General features: G+C 59.9%; 12 protein-coding genes and 2 pseudogenes. 9 read left to right on the forward strand and 5 right to left on the reverse strand.

Going from position 1 to position 12,971, the window contains the following annotated elements:
- Positions 1–320: 320 nt before the first annotated feature.
- The 3 genes from E7T06_RS13025 (at position 321) to dinB (ending at position 3,941) form a co-directional block, all read left to right on the forward strand.
- Positions 321–2,015, forward strand: a complete 1,695-nt coding sequence (locus E7T06_RS13025) for an ATP-binding protein (protein WP_136366218.1) — start codon at positions 321–323, stop codon at positions 2,013–2,015.
- A gap of 287 nt (positions 2,016–2,302) precedes the next feature.
- A complete protein-coding gene (locus E7T06_RS13030) occupies positions 2,303–2,749 on the forward strand; it encodes a DoxX family membrane protein (RefSeq protein ID WP_136366219.1) in 447 nt (148 codons plus the stop codon).
- A gap of 121 nt (positions 2,750–2,870) precedes the next feature.
- Positions 2,871–3,941 carry a DNA polymerase IV gene (gene dinB / locus E7T06_RS13035; RefSeq protein WP_136366220.1) on the forward strand — a complete coding sequence of 357 codons (1,071 nt, stop codon included), beginning with the start codon at positions 2,871–2,873 and terminating at the stop codon, positions 3,939–3,941.
- Between the two features lie 90 nt (positions 3,942–4,031).
- Here the strand turns inward: dinB and E7T06_RS13040 are convergent, their stop codons facing one another.
- The 4 genes and pseudogenes from E7T06_RS13040 to E7T06_RS13055 all read right to left on the reverse strand — a co-directional run bounded on the left by E7T06_RS13040 (position 4,032) and on the right by E7T06_RS13055 (position 7,037).
- The gene (locus E7T06_RS13040) at positions 4,032–4,676 is read right to left on the reverse strand and encodes a class I SAM-dependent methyltransferase (RefSeq protein WP_136366221.1); all 645 of its coding nucleotides are present in this window, start codon (positions 4,674–4,676) and stop codon (positions 4,032–4,034) included.
- Positions 4,677–4,773: 97 nt separating this feature from the next.
- Complete coding sequence (locus E7T06_RS13045; RefSeq protein ID WP_136366222.1) at positions 4,774–5,703, reverse strand: NAD(P)/FAD-dependent oxidoreductase; 930 nt, start codon at positions 5,701–5,703, stop codon at positions 4,774–4,776.
- Positions 5,693–6,169 (reverse strand): Rrf2 family transcriptional regulator, encoded by a 477-nt coding sequence (locus E7T06_RS13050; protein WP_136366223.1) that lies wholly within the window; start codon positions 6,167–6,169, stop codon positions 5,693–5,695. Before E7T06_RS13050 ends, E7T06_RS13045 begins: the two co-directional genes overlap by 11 nt.
- Positions 6,170–6,368: 199 nt before the next feature.
- A pseudogene (locus E7T06_RS13055) lies at positions 6,369–7,037 on the reverse strand (IS6 family transposase).
- Between the two features lie 352 nt (positions 7,038–7,389).
- Between E7T06_RS13055 and E7T06_RS13060 the strand changes: the two are divergent.
- Both E7T06_RS13060 and E7T06_RS13065 read left to right on the forward strand, forming a co-directional pair.
- A complete protein-coding gene (locus E7T06_RS13060; RefSeq protein WP_136366224.1) occupies positions 7,390–7,689 on the forward strand; it encodes a hypothetical protein in 300 nt (99 codons plus the stop codon).
- Between the two features lie 409 nt (positions 7,690–8,098).
- A complete protein-coding gene (locus E7T06_RS13065; protein WP_136366225.1) occupies positions 8,099–8,470 on the forward strand; it encodes a hypothetical protein in 372 nt (123 codons plus the stop codon).
- A 142-nt stretch (positions 8,471–8,612) separates the two neighbouring features.
- Here E7T06_RS13065 and E7T06_RS13070 read toward each other — a convergent pair whose 3' ends face one another.
- A complete protein-coding gene (locus E7T06_RS13070) occupies positions 8,613–8,792 on the reverse strand; it encodes a hypothetical protein (RefSeq protein WP_205750924.1) in 180 nt (59 codons plus the stop codon).
- Between the two features lie 224 nt (positions 8,793–9,016).
- Here E7T06_RS13070 and E7T06_RS13075 point away from each other — a divergent pair, with 224 nt between their 5' ends.
- The 4 genes and pseudogenes from E7T06_RS13075 to E7T06_RS21835 all read left to right on the forward strand — a co-directional run.
- The gene (locus E7T06_RS13075) at positions 9,017–9,739 is read left to right on the forward strand and encodes an SDR family oxidoreductase (RefSeq protein ID WP_136366226.1); all 723 of its coding nucleotides are present in this window, start codon (positions 9,017–9,019) and stop codon (positions 9,737–9,739) included.
- A 490-nt stretch (positions 9,740–10,229) separates the two neighbouring features.
- On the forward strand, positions 10,230–10,526 hold the full coding sequence (locus E7T06_RS13080) for a hypothetical protein (RefSeq protein WP_136366227.1): 297 nt from the start codon (positions 10,230–10,232) through the stop codon (positions 10,524–10,526).
- A 75-nt stretch (positions 10,527–10,601) separates the two neighbouring features.
- The gene (locus E7T06_RS13085) at positions 10,602–10,880 is read left to right on the forward strand and encodes a hypothetical protein (RefSeq protein ID WP_136366228.1); all 279 of its coding nucleotides are present in this window, start codon (positions 10,602–10,604) and stop codon (positions 10,878–10,880) included.
- A 948-nt stretch (positions 10,881–11,828) separates the two neighbouring features.
- Positions 11,829–12,744 (forward strand): annotated as a pseudogene (locus E7T06_RS21835) (IS630 family transposase); the annotation flags it as partial.
- Between the last annotated feature and the right edge of the window lie 227 nt (positions 12,745–12,971).

A 12,971-nucleotide genomic window follows, 5' to 3' on the forward strand; every position in this document is an offset into this window, starting at 1 on the left:
TGGAGGCTCTAACTTGGCTCTATGACCCCCCGCTCAAGCCGGGTCAAGGCGGGCTGCACTTGGAAGTTAGGAAACTGCCATTTGACCCGCCGTAACTGGCTCCAGAGGGCGAGCCAAGTCAAGTGCGTCTTGGAGCAGGGTCAATCCCAAACCTGAACATCTTTCCTGCCGCCTTCTGCTGTTGACGTTACATAAGACCGCAAGGAAGATCTGCTTGCACCAGTGTAGCGTGACCTCAGAGGCGAAATGAACGACCTTCTGCGGCCCTGTCTGAGACTCTGCTGCCTGACTCCTCTCCAGCTCACTCCCCGGAGCGCACCATGCTCGCCCGCGTGCGCGAGTTCGACTGGTCGTCGACGCCCCTTGGCCCCCACGTCCAGTGGCCGGGCAGTCTCACCGCCATCACCAACCTCCTCTTGGCCAATCCCTTTGCCGTGATCGTGCTGTGGGGGCCTGAGTTGGTGCAGATCTACAACGACGCCTACCAAGTCATCATGGGCCGCAAGCATCCTGCCGGTCTGGGGCAACCCACCCGCGAGTGCTGGCCCGAGGTGTGGGACTTCAATGCCCCCATTTATGAGGGTGTACTTCAGGGCGGCGAGAGCTTCGAATTTACGGATCAGCCCTTCACCATTCACAGGCAGGGGCAGGACGAAGACGCCTTCTTCACCTTGAGTTACAGCCCCGTCTGGGAGGACAACGGCAAGGTTGGGGGCGTCCTCGTGACCGTGATCGAGACGACCGGCCGCGTGCAGGCCGAGCGCCAAGTCCAGCAACATCAAGAAGAGCTGGAAAGCCGCAACCGGGCACTCGAAGCGTTTGTGGAGCTGATGCATGACCTCACCCTGCATGCTGATCCGCTGACCCTGATTCGGCGGGCACAGGAGATCATGCTGTCCCTATTGCCGGAAGGATTCGTGCTGTATTACGAGCCGGAGGGGCCGCTCTGGCGTCTGAAAGTGCAAACCGGTGACCTGCGGAATGCTGCGCTGCAAGCTGTGATCGATCAGGGTTTGCCGTATCAGACCACGCACAACTTGCCGCGCCCGTGGACGACCCGGACGCCGCTTTACCAGAATGAAGACGACAAGACCCTCGATCAACTGGAGCCTGAGCACGTCGCCCATGTGGAGGCCACCGCCACCCTGCCGCTCCTGGTCAAAGGGGAGCCTCAAGGGGTGGTGGCCGTCGTCGTCTTCCATCCCCATCAATGGACGCCCACCGACCGCGCGGTGTTGGACACGGTGATGCGGAGCCTAGGACTGGCGCTCGAAGGCGCGCAGGGTGTGGCCCGACTGGCTGAAGAGCAGCAGCGTTTGGGCGCGGCCAATGAGGAACTCGGAGCCTTCTCGTACACCGTCTCGCATGACCTCCGCACGCCGGTTCGGCACATCCTCGGCTTCAATACCCTGCTACGCAAATCGCTTCAAGACCAACTGAACGAGCAGTCGGAGCGCTACCTGAAGGTGATCGAAGAGGCGGCAGGACGCATGAACACCTTGATCGACGCGATGCTGGATCTATCCCGCACCTCCAGCATGCTCCTGCGCGCGAGTGTGGTCGATCTAGGCGCGTTGGTGAAAAGCGTGGCTACCGAGCTTGAAACAGACCTGTTCAACCGGCAGGTGGACTGGCAGCTTGCGCCGCTGCCCTTGGTGGTCGGTGACCCGGATACGCTGCGGCAAGTCATGATCAATCTGTTGTCCAGTGCCCTGAAGCACGCCCGCACCCGTGAGGTGAGCCAACTCCGCGTGTGGGCCGAAGAACGCCCGGAGGAGTGGGGCGTCTTCGTGGAGGACAACAGGGTAGGTTTTGACCCCCAGTATGCGGACAAGCTCTTCGGGCTGTTCCAGCGACTGCGCCGCCAAGACGAATTTGAGGGCACCGGGGTAGGACTGGCCAATGTGCGGCGGATCGTGACCCGGCATGGGGGGCAGGTGACGGCCACGGCCCGGCTCAATCAGGGCGCGACCTTCAGCTTGACCCTGCCCAAACAACCGCACTTTGGGAAGTGATACTGATTCCGGTTGAACGCCCGATAGAGGAGTTTGAACTCCGAGCAGAGCGGGTGGGAAAGAGTACGGGCTCCGTGTTACGGAACGGAGCGGAGTCTCGATGATGTCGCTGCTGGCCAGCCAGTTGGGGCCAGCCCAAGGGCACCAGCCAGCAGGATCGGCAACAGCCGTTCTTAGTTCGGTGAGGCTCTGAAGACAGGCCGCCCTCAATCGTCTGAAACCCTCTACTCTGACGGTCGGCTTTGTCTGCCTGTCGGTTCACCGCTGTGTTTCCTCAAGGAGTTTTTATGTCAACGTCCCCCTCTGCGCGCATCACTTGGGTTCACCATGCCGCCCGGTTGCTACTCGGCGGCGTGTTGCTGCTGGCTGGCACTGGGCACCTCACCACCTTGCGTCAAGACTTTCAGGCGCAGGTGCCGACGTGGCTCCCACTTGACCCAGACTTCGTGGTGGTGGCCTCCGGCGTCGTTGAACTCGCTCTCGGTGCGGCGCTGACCGTGTTGCCCCGGCAGCGACTCCCCCTAGGCGCAGTGGTCGCCGCCTTTTTCGTCGCCGTGTTTCCGGGCAATATTTCGCAGTACCTGACCCGAACAGATGCCTTTGGCCTGAATACCGACCAATCCCGGCTGATCCGGCTCTGCTTTCAACCGTTGCTGGTGGCTTGGGCGCTGTGGTCTACCGGGGCGTGGGCGGCGTGGCGGGCCAGTCGCCGGGGACGGCCTGCCTCAGAATGATCTCGCAGGGCTTGATTCAGAGAAGGACGGACAGGGTTGCTAGAGGCTTCGCCAACCCTCTTGCCCATCTCGCAAACCGTCTGAGTGCTGGCCTGTCACACCCCGTAGACTGACCTGAGTGATGCGCAAGATCGTGCACGTGGATGCCGACGCTTTTTACGCCAGCGTGGAACTGAGGGATCAGCCTCATCTGCGTGGCAAACCCGTCGCCGTGGCCTATCACGGCCCCCGCAGCGTGGTCACCACCGCGACGTATGAAGCCCGGCAGTTTGGCGTCCACAGCGCCTTGCCGCTCCGCACCGCTTTGGCCCGTTGTCCTCGGCTCATCGTCATCGAGCCACGTATGGACGTCTACCGCGAAGCCAGCCGGGTGCTGCAAGGGATCTTTTACGAATTCACGGATCTTGTCGAACCCCTGAGTCTCGATGAAGCCTACTTGGACGTGACTGAACCCAAGCAAGGCCCACCCAGCGCCACCCTGATCGCCCGCGAGATCAAACGGCTGGTCAACGCACGGACAGGCGGCTTGACGGTCTCTTGCGGCGTCAGTTTCAACAAACTCCTGAGCAAGTTGGGCAGCGGCATGAACAAACCGGACGGCCTGACCGTGATCTTGCCCGAGGATGTTGAAGCGTTGGTGGCGGGGTTGCCCGTCGGCGCGTTCCACGGTATCGGCCCCGTCACTGCTCGGCGGTTGGAAGAGCGGGGCGTTAAGACAGGAGCCGACTTGCAAGCGGTGTCTCTGCAAGAACTGGTGTCTCTCTTTGGCGTGCAGGGCCGCCAGATGTACGCGGTGGCGCGGGGCCAAGATGATCGGCCCGTGGATCCCAACGGGGAGCGCAAGAGCGTCGGCGTCGAAGAAACCTTCGATCAGGATCTCAGAGAGATGCAGCAGATGCACGGGCAACTCGGGATGATTGCCGAGAAGCTTCAGAAAAGGCTCGAATCCCAAAGCTTGGCCGGACGAACCGTCGTTCTGAAGGTCAAATTTGCGAACTTCGAGTCCGTGTCCCGGCAAATCTCGTTGCCCGTTCCAGTCTTTCTGGAGACTGATCTGTACCGGATCGCCGTGCACCTGCTCACGCCGGAACTGCTGCAGGGCAGGGCCGTGCGCTTGTTGGGGATGACTGTCGGTCATGTCCAGGATCCAGCCGGACGCGACGTGCTGCCCAGTCTCTTCAGCGTTCTCTAGAACAGGTTTCCTTCTTGATGAGGTCTATCTTCAGGCCAGCCTTCGTCTCCCTGAACTCCCACAGACCGTTCTCCCCAACGAAATCTGCCGTCATGATTTCAGCCGCCTCAGAGCGATGATGTTGTCCTTGATGGTGCCGACCTGACCATCGGGGCTAGACGTTTCAGTCACTTGGCGTTCCGGAGTTCCTGCAAAAACGGTCTCCCACTGGTCAAGGTCCTGGCCAATCGTGTCCAGCGCTTTCTGTGCGCTGGGGGACTGAACCTCCGAGTCTTTCACCCAGGAAGGGGCCGAGGCGTGCTCGATCACCAGCAGCAGGCCGCCAATAGCGACGGCGTCCGCCGCTTGCCGCAGCACTATATCCCGGGGAAAGGCTACGGGGGACTGTAAGTAAAGCGCGTACACCAGATCAACCTGCCCCGCTGGAAAGCTCTGTTCCAGATCGTGTTGTTCAAAGCGGGTGCGGGTGCTGACGCCCGCATCCGCGGCGTGCTGTGCCGCGCGGTCTAAAGCCGTAGCCGAGATGTCAACGCCCGTGACTTGCCGGCCCTGCTGGGCCATCCACACGGCGCTGTTGCCCTCGCTACACCCGAGATCCAGCGCGCTGCCCGGCGTCAGCGGCTGCACCCACCGCGCCAGGATGGCATTGGCCTGCCCCGTCCAAGGCCGTGGGTTGTGCTGGTACCGCTGCTCCCAAGAGGCTCGGGCTGTAGAGAGAGGAGATGGGTGATTCATGTCGGTTTCTCCGGGCCGGTGTGGTGAGGTGGTGGGATGGGCAACGGAGTTTCAATCACGTTCTCCGGCGAAGGCTCCTGTGTGCTGCGGCCTGCACTTACGCGGGAAGGACTCCCTCCAGCTGTGCGAGTGGCCCGAAAATCAGGGATTGGTGCAGCGACACGCCCGCCCACACCCCGTCGGCGGCCGCCAGAGAAGCGTTCCCACCCCGCGCCGTGAGATCGCCCGCTGCGTAGACGCCCGCCACGCTGGTCTGTTTGGTCGCGTCCGTCCGCAGGAGCGGCCCCTGCGGACCTTCTTCAACAGCGCACCCCAGTTGTTCGGCCAGATCACTCGCCGGGCGGATACGCGAGGCCACGAACAGGGCGTCTAGGCCGAACAGGCGACCATCCGCCAAGCGAACGCCGTCTAAACCCGGAGCTTCGCCTTCCAGACCGACCACTGTTTCAGGCTCGATCTCGATCTCACGTTCGGCGAATTTGGCCAGCGTCGTCGCGTCCGGCAGCGGCTGCCCATTCAGAAAAAAAGTGACGCGGCCCCAGTCTGAAATGAGGAGCGCTTGGTGGGTGGACTGCGGCAAGGCGCTCAGCACGCCTAAGTGCCCCCCCCGAACTTCGTAGCCGTGGCAGTACGGGCAGTGCAAGACCGTTTGCCCCCAGCGTTCCGCCAGGCCCGGGATCTCCGGCAGCAGATCGACAACGCCGTAAGCCAGCAGCAGTTTCTGAGCGTGCAGGATCTCGCCCGACGCAAGGGTAATGCTGAACTGGTCTCCTTCCCGCCGCGCCTGTGTGGCCAGAGTATCGATCAAGGTCACGTTGGGATACGCGGCCAGATCAGCGCGGGCCTGGGCAATCATGACGCGTGGAGACTGACCATCCTGACCAAAAAAGCCGTGTGAGTGAGGAGCGAAGCGGTTGCGGGGCTGGCGGCCGTCAAGAACACAGACGGAGCGGCCACTGCGCGCGATCTGCACTGCGCCGGACAGTCCAGCGTAGCTGCCGCCGATAATCAGGGCGTCATAGAGCATGGGGGTTCTCCTGTGGAGCGCAGAGGGTTTGGTTAGATTGCGCCTGTTTCAATCGGAACTGAAAGTCGCTCGCCAGGGCCGTCAATGTCAGGGCCTGAAGCTGCGCGGTGATCAGAGCCTCGGCCTGCTGCAATGTGTCGTTCAGAGCGGCATTGACCGCCTGTTCGACCAGACAGGTCGGGCGTTCGGAGCGGTTGCCCAGAGCAAAGAGCGTGGGTGAACCCAGCGCCCGGTACACGTCGAGTAGGGTCGTGTGGGCCGGGTCACAGGCCAGTCGCCAGCCGCCGCCGTGCCCCTTTTCAGAGGAGACCAGTCCCGCGTCCCGCAGCCCAGCCATCGTGCGGCGGACGACCACTGGGTTGCTGTTCAGAGCGGCGGCGAGGCGATCCGAAGGAATGGCATTTTGGGTCTCCATCAGATGAAGGAGCAGATGAAGAACACTAGAAAGTCGGCTGTCGAAACTCATGACACCTGCACTGTTACATGATGGGGCAGCGCTGTCAAGTGGAGGGGCAAGAGGAGGAACGAAGCTGGGTTCCCGTCAATGGAGCACCACTCATCTGGACGGCCACTGAGCCTCTACGTTGCGTTCCATGCCCGCGCACCCAGGGGTTCTGGCAAGTTAATCAGGGACCGGCCGAGTGAGGTCGGTGGCCGTCTGGACTTCAGCTGGCCACTTCAACTGCAGTTCGCCACGCCAAATGAGCATGGTCTTGGTTTGATCTTCGAAGGGCGGCGCGAACAGTGGTTCGGGTGTGCGGGTGGAGGTGCAAGACACGGGCGTGAAGGGCTAAGAATTCCTGTGCTCGCCTTGGGTTCTTGAAGCCGATCTGGCTTCGTTCCTGTTGTCGAGTCGGGCGATGAGATTGCAGGGTCAGGGTATTGCCGCGCGCCGCCGAGATGACCTGGACGTGCTCCGCAGCGTGGAGCACCGGGAGTTCTTTGAGTGCCGCTCCGGAGCTCCAAAGCTTGTCGGTGTGGATCACGTCTGGCACGTCGTGATTGATCAAGAGTCTTTGGAGAAAGGTCTGTGCTGCTTGGGTATCTCGCCGAGCCTGTCAAAGGAGGTCGAGAACGACGCCGGATTCGTCGATTGCCCGCCACAACCCGTGTTTCCTGCCACCGATCCCGATGCATACTTCGTCCAAGAACCACCGAGAACCCCGCCGGGGTTCCCGGTGACGCAGGTCTTCAGTCAGGAGCGGTGCGAAAGGGATGTTCCATTGGCGCAGGGTTTCGTGACTGACCAGGGTGCCACGTTCCTAAAGTCATTCTTGAACGTCACGTTGGCTCAACGAGAAGCGGTGAGAGAGCCAGAGGGCGTACGGAAAGATCTCCGATGAGGGCCACCAAAGGTGCTGGGTTCAAGGCGAGACCACTTCAGGGCAAGAGCAGGGAGGGTGGGGCCGCTTTGTCCGCCCGGTGCTTGGCCAGGACAGGCACTCAGGGCAAGGCTGGTTAGGAGTAGACTGGAGTATCCGCATTGAGACCTCCGAGAGGAGGGATCTCTAGCGTACTGGCTTCCGACTGACTTCAGAGCCAAACAGCTTCGCGCCCACGCCTTGTCGGGTGACTGTCAGACCGAGGCCGCTACCTTGCGTTCATGTGGAGAAACGGGCTCATCACCGCCGCCATCTTGCTGCTGCTGTGCAGTCTGGCCGCCCTGGTGTTCTTTTGGCGGGTCAGATGCTGAGCGCAGCGCTCACCCACTCCACCGGGGAGGGCTTCATCTGGGCCGCCGTGTTTGTCGCCCTCAGTCTCTACACCCTGCTCGCCGTCGTCTGTTTGGGCAGCGTGATCCGGGAAGCGTGGTTCAGCCGTGATATCCGTCTGGGCCGCCTGTGGCCGGTGTTGATTCGCATGACCACCCCGAAATGGACGCTGCTGCGCCCGTGGGTGTGGTTCCTGACGGCCGTGCCCGGGCTCCTTGAAGCCCTGCAAACGCAGGCCTGGCGTCAAGAAGCCCGGTCTGCCGAGGAGGGCTGATCGTGGCCACTCTGCGGGGTGTCCATCATCCCCACGCCGCAAGCGCCCGCCCACGCATCAGCGCAGATCAGGGCGGGGCAGTCGGGTTGTTTCGACTTACCCGCCCTTCTTCGTGCTGCCATCTTTGTCGGGATTGGGGGGCGGTGGTGGGGGCGGAGCCGGCTTGTCTTTCGGCATGATTCAGCGTGCGCCTGACCGTGTTTCAGGAATCTGACAGCTCCAAAGCCTAGACGGCATCAAGTTCCGCCACGCTTGCTTCACGCTCCAGCGGTAGCCAGTTCCGCCATGATAGGCAGGTCTCCTTGGAGCAAGAATTCTTGCCGGGGGTTCTTCTGGTGTTCTGGAACTCCCCCCAATAGGGGCAACAGATGTGCGTCAACTTCATCGCCTCAGTTCAATACCATGAGGTATGTCTGAGAAATCTGTTTTGTTCGGTCACCGCATTGTGGCCATTGTGATCGCCTTTGTTCTGCTGGTTTCAGCCACAAGTATTGTGCTGCCGCTGTTCACCGGAAATCCCATCAAATTCACGTCCTTGATCCGGTTTGCCTTGACTCTTGGCCTCTGCTGGCAGCTGTACCACGGAAAAAAGTGGGCCCGAGTGGTGTCGATTCTCTTGATGACGATCGCGGGCCTGCAAACGGTGGTGGCAGGCGTAGTGCTCATGAGCTATGGATCGCTGGCACTCATGATCATTGCATTCGGAGTGGTTTATTTGGGGGCTGCCGTGGCGATCAGTCTTCCCCCTCAGGTGCGTCATTACTTTGCTTACGTCTCTTAACAGTTGAGCAGCAACTGAACGAGGGAATCTCTGTAAGACCAAGCCACAACCCCCAGCGCTGGGGGTTGCTCAGTTGGGACAGGGCTCGGCGAATTCCACGTCTAGCCAGTCGTGGGCATCATCCTCTTTGATGTCGCCGCTTTCAGCCATGAGCTGCTGCCAAGCGACGCACACTTCGGCCTGCACGGAAGTCGGCGAGTTCCACCTCGACGCCGGAGGTGACGAACAGGGCGGCGATGTCCAGCAAGGTCTGCTCGTTGCGCCGCGCACCGGTTCGCTTGGGAAGGGCAGTGATTTTGCCCGGTTCATGCGGTGCGTTCATCCTGCCGCTGCCTTCAGTCTTGACAAACGGAATCGTGTTCCGTATTGTATTGGAACAGCGTTCCGTTTAACAAGTGTAGCGGATTGAACGTCTGGTGGCGAGGCGAGTGTGGGGCGTCCTGGTGCTCCACTCCGGCTTGACGGCTGCATGGCGGGTCACTGGTCTGGAGACTGAACGTCGATGTTCAGGCAGCTCACCCCACCACTTCCTTGGGAGGAATACCTATGAATGTACAAGACAGCGTCGTTATCATTACTGGAGCTTCAATGGGCATTGGCGAGGCTACCGCCCGCGTGTTCGCCGCGGCAGGCGCGAAACTCGTTCTTGCCGCCCGGTCTGCCGACAAATTGGCCGCCATCGCCCAGAGTCTGCCCAGCGGGGCCAAAACGCTGATCGTTCCCACCGACATGACGGATCCTGTGCAGGTCAACGCCCTCATCGAGAAAACCTATGAGCGTTTTGGGCGAATTGACATCCTGATCAACAATGCCGGGCAATCGGCGATTGGCCCAGTGGCTACCATTGATCCTGAGGTGTACCGCCAGATCATCGAACTCAACTTGTTCGGGCCGCTCTACGCCCTTCAGGCCGTCGTCCCGAAGATGAGGGCGCAGGGTGGGGGCGTGATCATCAACATCAGTTCGAGCGTGAGCAAAATGGCGATTCCGGGTATCGGCGCGTATGCGTCTACCAAATACGCCCTGAACGGGCTGAGCCTGACAGCCCGCAACGAGCTGGCCGCCGACAACATCCGGGTCGTGCTGTTCCATCCGGGCCAGACCACCACCGACTTTGGCAAAAACGCCCTGCGCCCAGCGGATCTGGGCAACTGGCGTCCCGGCGGCAACCAGCCGATGCCCGCCCCCGACTCGGCAGAAGCGGTGGCCCACACTATCTTGAAAGCCGCCCGCACGGAACCCGCTGAAATGGAAATGGCGCGCAGATGAGGCTCTAGAGCAGTTGTCCAAATGGAGTGATCAGAAGACTTTTTCTGATCACTCCATTCTCCGTCCTGCTCAGTACAATTCACTCGCTCCGCTCGGTCATTCTTATGATAAATGATCTAGCGTGATAAAATTGGAGGCACCGGGAGCTTGCCGTACAGCACATCCGGGCAGCAACAGGCGGCTGGGCTTTTCCCTATCAGCTGTCACAAGCCCAGCCGCTTCAAAGCGATGATGTTGTCCTTAATGGTGCTGACCTGACCGTCGGGGCTGGAGGTTTCAGTCACTTGGCGTTCCGGGGGGCCCACAACAACGGTCTCCCACTGGTCAGGGTTTAGGCCAACCGTGTCAAGCGCTTCCTGTACGCTGGGGGACTGAACCTCCGAATCTGTCAACCAGGAGGGGGCGGAAGCGTGCTTGATCACCAGCGGCTGCCTTCAATACCACCAACTTCGACGGCGGCTGGGTCTCGGTCGAGCAAAAAGATTGGATTTTGTCCAACAAGGGCACTACCACCGTTCGGCTTCACTGTCCGCACCCTGCCCCGGCCTACGAACCCGACTCCGACAAGTTCATCGGCCTGGCCTGGAACACGCTGATTGTTCCACGCTACCGCGATATTCAGGGCTACGAGCAGAAATTCGATGCCCTCAACTCCGAACGGCCCCACTTGGTTGACGCGGCTGCCACCAGTCTGGAAACCGGGCAACGCGTGCACGTGGCGCCGTTCAATCAGGCCAGCAGCGGCTGGATTGAACTTGTCATGCCTGACCAAGACGCGTTTATTTAGGAATATAAATTGGGTCCGACAACACATCACGAGGGAGGCTCTGACCGCGTCAACCGCCTCCGTGATCTCCGTGGAATGAACCGTTTCGCCGTGAGCGCCAACGACCTGAAGGGCGAGTGGAGCAGCGACGCTGGCGGCATGACCCAGTGGGTCAACTCCTCCACGGGCCTGAGCGCTGGAGCCACCGGTTTTGCCAGCAACGTGATCGGCGCGCAGACCTTTCAGAGTGCGGCCAGCGGCGGCAAGCTCGCCATTAAGAGAAACTGGCAGATCACCTTCAGTGAAATTGAGCACAAACCCAGGGTGTACAACGCTTACTTCGAGGCCGGCAAAGGCGGCCAGCGCGTTCTGTGACTTCAGGACAGCAGTTACGGCAGTTACAGCGCCTTTGTCCGGGTGAAGTAGACAGCGAGAACTCGGGCTTGAGTGTGTTGTGGACACGTCTGGTCAAGCCAGCCGAAGTCGAATCACGGCGTTGCCGGTCGCAAAAAACCTCCATTCAGATAGGGATTGTTTGACCGAGCCTGTTAGACAGCTTTACCCGAGGAGTCGTAGTCTAGGTCATATCCAGAGGCACTGGCGTTGACAGCAGTCGACGGGGATCGCCCGACGTCACTACGCCTAGAATCGACTTACCGGCTGGCCCGCTACTTTGGGTTCACTCCAGTCCGCTTTCTCGCATTAGGGTTTAAATCTGCTCACACTGAGCGACTGATCTTGACTCAGACCCTAAGTGAGGAAAAAGTGAGCTCGCAGGAAGGCCAAGAAGGGGCCTCCGATTTGTTTTGAGGGGTACACACCTGACCCTTTTGTCAAAGCAGATTTTAGACCGACTCCTTGGATTTGCTGTCTGAGTTGTGCATTTTTCGTCTCGGTATGAAAGTACCGCGATACATAAGGCCCAAGCGTGTTGTTGGCCTGCTCAACACTAGGTTGATCTCAGAAGTAAGGCGTGGCTCGTCTGCACTCCTGCGCTGGCTTGAACTGTGCAGTTGGACGGCCAGACGTTCTCCCGGCCTTCTCCTGACAAACATGCTTATCTAGACATATACCTGAGAATGCTCCTTCTCAGGTAGCATAACCTCTTTGCCTCAGGTATTAACAAAAGGTTCGGTCAGAGACCCCCACACTCAGTCGATGCAAGCGTTTACAGCTCTTTTCTACTAGAGGCGACAAACGGAGGCCGTCGCCGACAGGCAGTCAGCCATCCAGCATGGAGATTCATCAAGACTGACACCTTCACACCAAAAGTACTTTCTGTCTATTGATCACGTTATAAGTCCGCACTCGTATTCTTGGCGTCTGTCCGGCTGGCAGCCCACCCATTTTTCCCGTGCTCAACTTGAAGAGCGCCGCCTCGCGGTGCTCGACTGGATCGCCCAGAACACGCACAAGAATCAAAAGATCGCCGATCATCTCGGGGTCTCGGTGCTCACCGTATACAGCTGGAAAGGCCGATTCAAATGTACGGGGAGTCTTCAGGCCACGGTGGCAGGAGGAGCCGCCTCGCGGCTCACGACCGAGCACGGAGAGCAACTCCGGGAGGGTGCCGTGCAGCAAGGCGTTCCAGACGAGACTTGGACAGCCCGGCGCGTGAAAAACCTGATCGGTAGACGCTTTGACGTGTGGTACCACCACGACCATGTCCGCCACATTCTGCGTCGACTCGGCTTCACTCCGCAGACGCCGGATGGACGCGCGGCAGAACGCAACGAGCTTCGGATCGCTTCCTGGCGGGAACAGGGTGCCCTGAAATTGGAAAAAAAGGTCGCCAAGGGCGCGGCACTCGTGCACCTCGATGAGGTGGGGTGTGCCCTGAAAGGGGTTCGCAGAAGAGCGTGGTCAATCAAGGGCGTGACGCCCTTGGTCACCTTACCCGCAAAATGGGAGAAACTGTCGACCATTGGTGCGATCAACTCAGCTGGGCAATTCTTATAAAACACCAAGACCGGCGCGATCCGAGCTGGAGATGTGGTTCAGTTCTTCCAACATTTGTTGCGTTGCCTCCCGGAGGAAAGTGTTGTGGTGCTGGACAATGCCAGCATTCATTGAGCCAATCTGTACAGGAGGGTCGTGGAGAACCACGACCCTCCTGTCTTTGGTGTATTTGCCGCCCTATGCTCCAAAACTCAACCCCACCTTGTTGGTGTGGGCCTATGTCAAGCGTAATGCTTTAGGGAATTTCTGTGCCCACACGGTGGTGGCCTTAAAGGAGAAGTGAGTCGCAGCATGGCAACGGGTTCGGTACATTGACCTTCCGCAGCACCTTATGGATGCAAACCTACACCGCGATCAATTTATGGACTCCGCATCACCACGCTATGTCCGGGACAGGAGCGGATACGCTCTATACCGCGTAGACCATCTTCTTTCCCACTCGAACAAAAGCGTCAAACTGTAGGGCTTCCACTCGCAATTTCGTAGACCTGCGGCTCTCAGAGGAAG

The organism is Deinococcus sp. Arct2-2, assembly GCF_004801315.1.
In the GTDB taxonomy this organism is placed as follows: Bacteria; Deinococcota; Deinococci; order Deinococcales; family Deinococcaceae; genus Deinococcus.

What these genes read in the sequence shown, in the direction of transcription:
- E7T06_RS13045 (WP_136366222.1), bottom strand. Translation starts at nt 5,703, where the DNA reads ATGCTCTATGACGCCCTGATTATCGGCGGCAGCTACGCTGGACTGTCC.
- E7T06_RS13060 (WP_136366224.1), top strand. Translation starts at nt 7,390, where the DNA reads ATGCTGAGCGCAGCGCTCACCCACTCCACCGGGGAGGGCTTCATCTGG.
- E7T06_RS13030 (WP_136366219.1), top strand. Translation starts at nt 2,303, where the DNA reads ATGTCAACGTCCCCCTCTGCGCGCATCACTTGGGTTCACCATGCCGCC.
- E7T06_RS13050 (WP_136366223.1), bottom strand. Translation starts at nt 6,169, where the DNA reads ATGAGTTTCGACAGCCGACTTTCTAGTGTTCTTCATCTGCTCCTTCAT.
- dinB (WP_136366220.1), top strand. Translation starts at nt 2,871, where the DNA reads ATGCGCAAGATCGTGCACGTGGATGCCGACGCTTTTTACGCCAGCGTG.
- E7T06_RS13075 (WP_136366226.1), top strand. Translation starts at nt 9,017, where the DNA reads ATGAATGTACAAGACAGCGTCGTTATCATTACTGGAGCTTCAATGGGC.
- E7T06_RS13065 (WP_136366225.1), top strand. Translation starts at nt 8,099, where the DNA reads ATGTCTGAGAAATCTGTTTTGTTCGGTCACCGCATTGTGGCCATTGTG.
- E7T06_RS13070 (WP_205750924.1), bottom strand. Translation starts at nt 8,792, where the DNA reads ATGAACGCACCGCATGAACCGGGCAAAATCACTGCCCTTCCCAAGCGA.
- E7T06_RS13040 (WP_136366221.1), bottom strand. Translation starts at nt 4,676, where the DNA reads ATGAATCACCCATCTCCTCTCTCTACAGCCCGAGCCTCTTGGGAGCAG.
- E7T06_RS13025 (WP_136366218.1), top strand. Translation starts at nt 321, where the DNA reads ATGCTCGCCCGCGTGCGCGAGTTCGACTGGTCGTCGACGCCCCTTGGC.
- E7T06_RS13085 (WP_136366228.1), top strand. Translation starts at nt 10,602, where the DNA reads ATGAACCGTTTCGCCGTGAGCGCCAACGACCTGAAGGGCGAGTGGAGC.